This window comes from Afifella aestuarii (assembly GCF_004023665.1).
Taxonomy (GTDB): domain Bacteria; phylum Pseudomonadota; class Alphaproteobacteria; order Rhizobiales; family Afifellaceae; genus Afifella; species Afifella aestuarii.
In genome coordinates, this window is the sequence record NZ_SAUF01000002.1 from 1212051 (window position 1) to 1220390 (window position 8340).

Below are 8340 nucleotides of genomic sequence, written 5' to 3' on the forward strand. Positions count from 1 at the left end.
TGAGCCGCTAACCTTTCGATGGAATACGCGCGACCATGCGCAATGACGTCGTCAGCTCTTCAAGCTGGAGCCATGGCCGAAGGTGAGCGATTGCGTTGTAGGAGCCTGGTCGCCCCGGCACCTCGCGAACCTCGACCCTGGCCTCGCGCAGGGGATAGCTCGCGCGCGATTCTTCGCCGGCTTCCTCGTTGGCGTTCACATAATTCGAGATCCAACGGTTGAGCCAGTTTTCGACGTCGTCGGCCTCCATGAAAGAACCGATTTTGTCCCGACCCATCACCTTCAGGTAATGGGCAAAGCGCGACGTCGCCATCATGTAGGGAAGGCGCGCCGAAATCGCTGCATTGGCCGTGGCACTGGGCAGGTCGTAGATCTTCGGCTTATGGGCCGTCTGTGCGCCGAAAAAGACCGCATAGTCCGTGTTTTTGTAGTGCGACAGCGGCAGGAAACCGAGCTTGCCGAGTTCGGCTTCGCGGCGGTCGGTGATCCCAACCTCTGTCGGGCACTTCAAATCCATGTCGCCGTCGTCGCTGGCGAAAACGTGGGTCGGCAGGTTTTCTACCTTGCCGCCGTTCTCCGCGCCGCGGATCGCTGTGCACCAGCCGCTCCTTGCAAAGGCATCGGTGAGCCGCGTGCCCATGACATAAGCGGCGTTCATCCAACAATAATGGTCGTGTGGAAGTTCTGCGCCCTTCGCGCCATCCGTCTCGTCGAAAGCGAATTCGTCGATGCGCACGGTCTCAGGACTGTAAGGCATTCGGGCGAGAACCCGAGGCATGGCGAGTGCCACAAAGCGAGAATCGTCGCTTTCGCGGAAGGAGCGCCATTTCGTGTATTCCACGGTCTCGAAGATCTTCTCGAGGTCTCGCGGACGAGCCAGCTCCCGGAAATCGTTGAAGCCCATCATCTTTGGGCTGGCGCCTCCGATGAAAGGCGCGAACGAGGCGGCCGAGATTGCCGAGATGCCCTGTAGGAGCTGCACGTCCTCGAATGAATTGTCGAACTCGTAGTCGCCGACGAGTGCACCCATGGGCTCGCCGCCGGGCGTGCCGAACTCGTCTTCGTAGATCGACTTGAAAAGCAGCGACTGATCGAATTCCACGGCCTTGTCGAGGTCGCGCGTCAGATCCCGTTTGGTCGCGTTGAGGACGCGGATTTTGAGATTGGCACTGGTCTCGGAATTCTTGACCAAATAGTGGAGGCCACGCCACGTCCCCTCGAGCTTGCTGAACTCCGGCGTGTGCATGATGGCAGCGAGCTGACGCGAAATGACGCGGTCAATCTCCGCGATTGCCTTGTTCAGGGTGACGGTGAGGTTGCGATCGTAGACGACCGTTCCCTTGAGCGCCTGATCTGTCAGCGTGCGCAAGAGGTTTTCCGCACGGTCGGGCGTCGTCTGCCGGGTGGCGGAGACGACCTTGGCAAGAAGATTTTCCTCCTCGACCGCGACCTCAGCCTTCGGCTCCAGTTGCGTTTCCTGGCTCATGTCAGGTCTCCCTCGACTTATTCCGGCTCACTGCTGTTTGCCTCGGCTCCTCGACGATTGGACAGTTCGCCGACAAGCTTGTCGAGGTCTCCCTTGTTCTGCAGAACGTCTTCGAGAAGACGCTCAAGGTCTTCGGAGCGATCGGCTTTGCTCATCAGGTCACGCAATTCGTTGCGGGCATCGAGCAAAGCCTTCAGTGCAGGCACTTGATTGACGACTGCGCCTGGCTCGAAGTCGGAAAGACTATCGAAGCGCAGCGACACCTGCATGTCGGTGCCGTCGTCCGCCAACGTGTTCTCGACGGAGAGGTTGAGGCCGGGCGTCATGCGCCGCATCACCTCGTCGAAATTGTCGCGATCGATCTGCACGAACTTGCGCTCGCCGAACGGCTTCAGAGGTTCGGTCGGATCGCCGGAAAAGTCCCCGAGGACACCCACGACGAAGGGCAACTCCTTGACCACCATCGCGCCTTCGGTTTCCACCTCGTATTTGATGTGGACTCTCGGCTTGCGGACCCTTTCCAGTTTCTGGTGAACGCTTTCCATTGGTTCGCTCCTTCAAGAGATTGATGGACGTCGAGACGACGTGCTGGCCATGGTCACGATGCGGCCTCGCCGTTTTCAGCCCCTGCTTTGGGCGGCTGGATGCCTGCGGCCGTAAGCACCTGCTTGCGAGTTGCCGGATCGGGCAGAAGCTCGCCGAGCAGATCGACGAAATCCATCCGCCCACGGCGCACCAGCGTTTCGATCGAAGCCGCAATGGGCGAGTGGGGTTCGCTCCTGCGGAAATACCGGGCGATCAGCCCCAAAGCCTCAAACGCATCATCGCGTGATCCGATGACCAGAGATCCAATCCTGGGTGCCGACAGCTCGACAGCGCCATCGGTTTGATCCACACCATTGCCGGACGTGCTCGGCGAGATTTCTTCTTTTGCCTTAGAAACGGGGCCCGCGCCGGTTCCTTCGGGCGCGGCGGCGCTATCGTCTTCGAGCTTTGCGAGGACACGAATGGCAGCGGCTGCCTCGGCGAGGACAGTGCGCGTGTTGGAACTGGGCGGAGCACCGACGCCGCACCGCTCATCGACGACCGCCACCAGTTGGTTGAACGCGGCAAGGCATTCTGTCGCTTCTTGATGGCGGGTGGCCATTGCGTCGGTTCCGGCTTCGCTGACCGCTTCGTCCAGCGCCTCCTTCCGGTCGGCGTTGTCGTCGCGTTGCGACAGCTGGTAATCCCATAGACTGTGCTCGCCGAAATGCGCTCCTGGAACAAGCGGGGTGAGGCGGACAGGCTGAATCAGCGTGCCCTCGCCACCGATGCCATTCAGGCCGGCCAGAGGAGCCACCTTGTCCTCCAATTCGCCATCGCCGACCGAGTGCAGATCATCCCAATGGTCTGTGACGAGCGTGGTCATTGCCGTGAAGACGTCGCGTAGCCCCGCGAAGCCCTCCAGCCGCAGTTGAGCTTCGGCGAGCCAGGCGAGGATTTCGAGGTCCTTAGCTCGGTTAATCAGGATGTCGTTGGCGAGGTCATGAACCTCGCGCCATTTTTGAGATAGCCGGATGGGTTCGCCGGGAGCGATCGAACGCTCTTCGCTGCGAGCGGCGTTCCGACTGTCCTTGATCCGGTAATAGAGCTCTCGCGTGTCCGGCGAGCTGCGTGGATTCCCACCGCATGGCGTCCGTGAATCGAACGTGGCCGTGATGGCAGGAATGTCCAAACGCACGATGCAACCTCGGATTACAGTGCAATCTAGTCGGCGAGGCCGTTAAAGAGCGACCCTTCCGACACGCAGGCTTCCAAGCGGCGAAAACGTCGCTACTCGCGCGCTCAGAAAGAATCGTTTTATCGCCAATATCTCGCCAGTAAAGACGGCTTTCGCAAAAAAAATATCTTGGAGTTTTTTAATTCTGCCATATTCTTGAAATGGGCTGCCCGCGATGATAGCGGCCTGACTGGTGGGCGAGTGATTTATCCATGTCGCGGATCAGCATAGATAAAATTGTAGAGAATTTAGATTCGGTTTGCCGGGCTGCTCTCGAGAGAGCTGCTGTAATCGCGGCCGGATCATCTAGTGTCACGGTGGACATCCCGCACTGGCTTTCCGCGCTGCTCGATGAGCGGGATGTGCAGGAACTGCTTGATCGGCATCGCGTTTCAGTTGAATCGGCGCGGCGCGAATTGACGTCCGCCCTCGACGATTTGCCGCGAGGCGACGGACAATCGCTGACGCTTTCGCCGAACCTCATCCTTTGGGCGCGGGAAGCTTTTACGCTCGCTAATTTGCAATATGGTCGAGCGCGTATCTCGTCGGGTGATTTGCTCGCAGCACTCCTGGATGAGCCGACGTTGCGTGCGATTCTGCGAGGAGCCGCGCCGTCCTTGAGGGCGCTGTCGAGTGAGGCGCTGGACGCTGAACTTCTGGCCGCGAGAGGCGATCAGGAAGAGGCGCGCGCCCTGCCGTTGGCCGCGAAAGCCGGGACGGGCGACGATTTTCTGGCTCTGTACACGCAGGATCTGACGGGGGCGGCTCGCGAAGGGCGGATCGACCCGGTGATCGGCCGCGAGCGCGAGCTGCGGCAGGTGGTCGACGTCCTGATGCGCCGGCGCCAGAACAACCCGATTCTCGTCGGCGAAGCGGGTGTCGGCAAGACAGCGATCGCGGAAGCGCTGGCGCTCGAGATTGTCTCCGGCGCGCTCCCCGAGCAGCTGGCCGGTGTGCGTCTCCTGTCTCTGGATCTCGGCCTCCTGCAGGCCGGTGCCGGGATCAAAGGCGAGTTCGAGCGGCGGCTGCGCGGTGTGATCGATGCCGTAAAGGCGAGCCCTGAGCCGATCATTCTGTTCATCGACGAAGCGCACATGCTGATGGGGGCGGGCGCTCAGGCTGGCCAAGGCGATGCGGCCAATCTCTTGAAGCCGGCTTTGGCACGCGGCGAGTTGCGCACGCTCGCAGCGACCACCTTCTCCGAGTACAAGCGCTATATCGAAAAGGATGCGGCTCTGACCCGCCGCTTTCAGGCCGTCAAGGTGGATGAGCCAGACGAAGGCCGTGCCGTCGCTATGCTCCGCGGCATCGCCGATCGTTTCGAAGCGCACCATGGGGTGGTCATCCGCCATAGCGCGCTGGCCGCGGCCGTCTCGTTGTCTGCGCGCTACATCCCCGACCGGCAATTGCCGGACAAGGCGATCAGCCTGATCGACACGGCGGCCGCGAGTGTCGCTCTCAGCCGCCATGGCCTGCCGGATCCAATCCGCTCGGCGCAGGCTGAGAAACAGCGTCTCGATGCCGAACATCGCTGGCTTTCGCGCGAACCGGCGAACACCGAAGCAAGCGAGCGACTTGCCGCCATTCTGGCGCGGCAGAGCGAGCTTGAAGAGACGATTGCCGAGGTTGAGCGACGCTATGAGACCCAACGTCGGCTCGCCGACGATGCCGATCGGATCGAGGCGTTGCTCGCACGTTCCGAGCCGGGCAGGGAGGGCTGCGAGGACGGCGCTCCGCCCCGCCGTGCAGCGGAGAACGACGAGGCAATCGTAGCCTTGCCTTTGGACGGCGAGCAGGATCGCGATGCGCTCCAGGCCGCGCTCGCCGATGCCGAGCGGAGGATCAAGGAGGAGGCCGGGGCCGATCCCTTGGTGCCGCGTGTCGTCGACGGAGAGACCGTCGCCGCCGTCGTCGCGCGCTGGACGGGTATTCCTGTCGGCAAGCTCTTGGCCGATGAAATCGCCACGGTCAGGTCGCTGGACGAGCGGCTGAAGGAGCGCATCATCGGCCAGGATCCGGCTCTCGACCGGATCGCAGCCTCAATGCGCTCTGCCCGTGCCGGATTGTCGGACCCGCGCCGCCCACCTGCAGTGTTCCTCCTCGTCGGTCTGTCTGGCACCGGCAAGACCGAGACGGCGCTGGCTCTGGCCGATCTTCTCTACGGCGGCCCGCAGCACATGACGACCATCAACATGTCGGAGTTCAAGGAGGAGCATAAGGTCTCGATGCTGCTCGGCTCGCCTCCCGGCTATGTCGGATATGGCGAAGGCGGCGTGTTGACCGAGGCGGTGCGGCGGCGGCCTTACGGAGTTCTTCTCCTCGACGAGATCGACAAGGCGCATCCGGGCGTTCAGGACATCTTCTTCCAGGTCTTCGACAAGGGTGTGCTTCGCGATGGCGAAGGCCGGGATGTCGACTTCAAGCACACGACCATCCTGATGACCGCAAACAGCGGTGCGGAGCTTCTCGCTCAATTGGCCGAAGATCCGGACACCATGCCGACCGGGGACGCGCTTGAGGCCCTCATCGCGGGGGAGTTGAAAAACCACTTCAAGCCGGCATTTCTCGGGCGCACCACCATTCTTCCCTACCTCCCGCTGGATGAGGCGGCGCTTGCCAAGATCGTGGCGCTGCAGCTGGAGAAGATCCGCGTGCGCGTGGAGGAGCGCTACGGCGCCGATCTCAGCCTGAGCGATGCGGCCCGCAAGCGGCTGGTTTCGGCCGCACGCGTTTCTGAGATGGGTGCGCGCGTGATCGAGGCAATGATCGGCCGCGATCTGCTGCCGCAGATTTCCAGCCTCTTTCTGCAATCGATGCTGGAAGGCCGCCGCGTTCGTCGCGTGAGCGTCACCCATAACGATGCCGCGGGCTTCGGTCTCGAGCCCGTTTATGCCGAGCCAGAAGAAGAATTCGCCGGTTCGAGAGACGAGCCGTCGAAGCGCGCGATGCCGGACGCCGAGTTGGGCGCGCCGGACGTCGCAAAACGCCGTCAGGCATCCGCGTCCTGACAGTTTCTTTTCATGTCAAAGAGGACAACAGGAGAGTAAGACGTCATGCCCATCTATCTCCAAATCGACGGTATTCAAGGCGATGCGACGCACGAGCAGCACCGCAAGTGGATGGATATCGAGGCGATCCACTGGAACGTGTCGCGCAACATGAACACGTCGGCCGGTTCGGCTGCGAACCGCGAGGCCTCCGAGCCGACCGTTTCGGAAGTCGTTCTGACCAAGGTGAGCGATTCCTCGGCGACAAAATTGTTCCAGGAGGCCTGTTCCGGTTCCACCGGCAAGCGGGCGACGATCCACATGGTGACGACGGGTAATCCCGGCAACACCTATCTCGAATACACGCTGACCAACACGCTGATCGCGAATTATTCGATCGATTCCTCGGGCGATCGCCCGGTGGAGACGATCAAGCTGAACTTCACCAAGATGGAAGTGAAGTACACGCCGTACGACGAGAACCAGACGCCGCAATCGCCGATGATCGCATCCTACGATCTGGCGACGACGAAGGCGGCGTAACGTCTGCCTCAACCGATCTCCGGTCGCCGGCATGAGGCTGGCGGCCGGCTACCTGCCCCGCGGACGCACAGCGCGTGGGCGATATCCCGTTGATCGAAGGGAGGCCATTCGCGATGGCGCTTGATGATATCCAAAAGGTGTCGCCGACCGCGCAGCACCTCATCGTCGAATACACGTCGACGGAAAGCGTGGCCAATATGGCCGGTCCCAGCCTCAAGACGCGCGGCATCACCGTCGCCAAGACGCTGCATCTGCAGATCATGCGCTACGTCTACACGCTGGTCGAAGCCGAGGACGTCTATTTCGAAGGACGCCGGCTCGATCATATGCCGGGCATCCGTGAATTCGTCACCGAATGGCTGAAGCCCGGCGAGCAGATCACCAGTCGTCCGAATGGCAATTATTCGGTGCTGCACGCCTATACGGGTAAGAAGAACGTCGTCGTGGCCATCGCCATGCAGAAGAAGCTCGTCGACTTCGCCACCCCCTTCATTGATCTCGTCGGCGACGATCCGGCGCCCGAGAAGGTGCTTTACGGCAACCCGATGGTGCCGTTCGTCCAACGCGGCGACCTGCCGCCGCTCGCGGCCGCCTATTACAACACGCGCACGCGCCGCTTTGAGGTGATCGAGAGCCCGGAGCGGGCGCGCCTGTTGCCGGAGTTCCTGCGTCGCTTCGGCAATCGCGAGGCCTTGCTCGGCTGATGGCTGGCTCGTGCAGCGAGTAACGGCCTGCGCCAACTGGCCCACGTCGACTGGCCCGCGCCAATTGGAGAAAGTGATGGACGACCTGACGGATACGATCGAGACGGGCTCGGCTTCGGATTTCATTCAGGCGGGGCGTGTTTTGAAGGTGGTCTCGCCCTTGGGCGAGGACGTTCTTCTGCCGGAGCGCGCGACGATCGTCGAAGGGGTGAACGAGCTCTTCTCCATCGAGCTGGTGGTCAGGGCCAAGCGCGAGGCGGTGGAGCCGGGCGAGCTGATCGGCCGGCGGATCGACGTGCTGGTGGAGATCCAGCAGGGCGCCGGCGAGGAGGGCGGCGGCTTCGGCGGCGGGGGCGGCGAGGATTCCAAGATCCGGCGGCCGTTCAACGCGCTCGTCACCGATCTCGACGAGGGCCCGATGGTCACCCGCGGCGTGCGCTCCTACACGCTGACGCTGCGCCCCGAAATGTGGCTTCTGTCGCGCCGCTCCGATTGCCGCATTTTTCTCGACAAGACGGCGATGGAGGTGGCCGAGCTCCTGTTTGCCGAGCACGGTCTGACGGCGCCGGATTTTTCCGGCGTGATCCTCAATCCGCCGGCGCAGCATTATTCGGTGCAATGGAACGAGACGGACCTCGCCTATGTGCTGCGCCGCTTCGAAGAAGACGGCCTGTTCTACTGGTTCGAGCACGAGGAGGGCCGGCACAAGCTGATGGTGGGCGACCACCAGAGCGCCTGGTCGAAGCCATCGGCGGCGGCTCAGGGCGAGGCGGCGATGCGCATCGCGCAAGGCTCATCCGACCGCAACCACATCGACGCATGGCGGCGGCGCTATTCCTATGTGTCGGGCAAGCGCTC

At 62.2% G+C, this 8340-nt stretch carries 7 protein-coding genes; 4 read left to right on the forward strand and 3 right to left on the reverse strand.

Annotated features, from left to right (window positions below):
- Window positions 1-7 precede the first annotated feature (7 nt).
- Genes tssC through tssA form a run of 3 tightly spaced genes read right to left on the reverse strand, consistent with a single transcriptional unit; the run spans window position 8 to window position 3203 of the window.
- A complete protein-coding gene (tssC, locus tag EO094_RS14090) occupies window positions 8-1486 on the reverse strand; it encodes a type VI secretion system contractile sheath large subunit (protein WP_128293171.1) in 1479 nt (492 codons plus the stop codon).
- A gap of 17 nt (window positions 1487-1503) precedes the next feature.
- Window positions 1504-2031, reverse strand: a complete 528-nt coding sequence (gene tssB, locus EO094_RS14095) for a type VI secretion system contractile sheath small subunit (protein ID WP_128293173.1) — start codon at window positions 2029-2031, stop codon at window positions 1504-1506.
- A 53-nt stretch (window positions 2032-2084) separates the two neighbouring features.
- Window positions 2085-3203: a type VI secretion system protein TssA gene (gene tssA, locus EO094_RS14100; RefSeq protein ID WP_425455898.1), complete on the reverse strand. Its 1119-nt coding sequence runs from the start codon at window positions 3201-3203 to the stop codon at window positions 2085-2087.
- 257 nt (window positions 3204-3460) lie between these two features.
- Here tssA and tssH point away from each other — a divergent pair, with 257 nt between their 5' ends.
- From tssH to EO094_RS14120, 4 genes are all read left to right on the forward strand, one after another.
- The gene (gene tssH / locus EO094_RS14105) at window positions 3461-6256 is read left to right on the forward strand and encodes a type VI secretion system ATPase TssH (protein WP_128293176.1); all 2796 of its coding nucleotides are present in this window, start codon (window positions 3461-3463) and stop codon (window positions 6254-6256) included.
- Between the two features lie 45 nt (window positions 6257-6301).
- Window positions 6302-6778 (forward strand): Hcp family type VI secretion system effector, encoded by a 477-nt coding sequence (locus EO094_RS14110; RefSeq protein ID WP_092809956.1) that lies wholly within the window; start codon window positions 6302-6304, stop codon window positions 6776-6778.
- 113 nt (window positions 6779-6891) lie between these two features.
- The gene (locus tag EO094_RS14115) at window positions 6892-7482 is read left to right on the forward strand and encodes a hypothetical protein (protein WP_128293178.1); all 591 of its coding nucleotides are present in this window, start codon (window positions 6892-6894) and stop codon (window positions 7480-7482) included.
- A gap of 76 nt (window positions 7483-7558) precedes the next feature.
- The coding region (locus EO094_RS14120) for a contractile injection system protein, VgrG/Pvc8 family (RefSeq protein ID WP_281275253.1) at window positions 7559-8340 on the forward strand (782 nt) is incomplete at its 3' end.

Bases quoted from the DNA above. Each gene is read 5' to 3' on its own strand.
- tssC (WP_128293171.1), bottom strand. From the start codon at position 1,486: ATGAGCCAGGAAACGCAACTGGAGCCGAAGGCTGAGGTCGCGGTCGAG.
- tssB (WP_128293173.1), bottom strand. From the start codon at position 2,031: ATGGAAAGCGTTCACCAGAAACTGGAAAGGGTCCGCAAGCCGAGAGTC.
- tssH (WP_128293176.1), top strand. From the start codon at position 3,461: ATGTCGCGGATCAGCATAGATAAAATTGTAGAGAATTTAGATTCGGTT.
- EO094_RS14110 (WP_092809956.1), top strand. From the start codon at position 6,302: ATGCCCATCTATCTCCAAATCGACGGTATTCAAGGCGATGCGACGCAC.
- EO094_RS14115 (WP_128293178.1), top strand. From the start codon at position 6,892: ATGGCGCTTGATGATATCCAAAAGGTGTCGCCGACCGCGCAGCACCTC.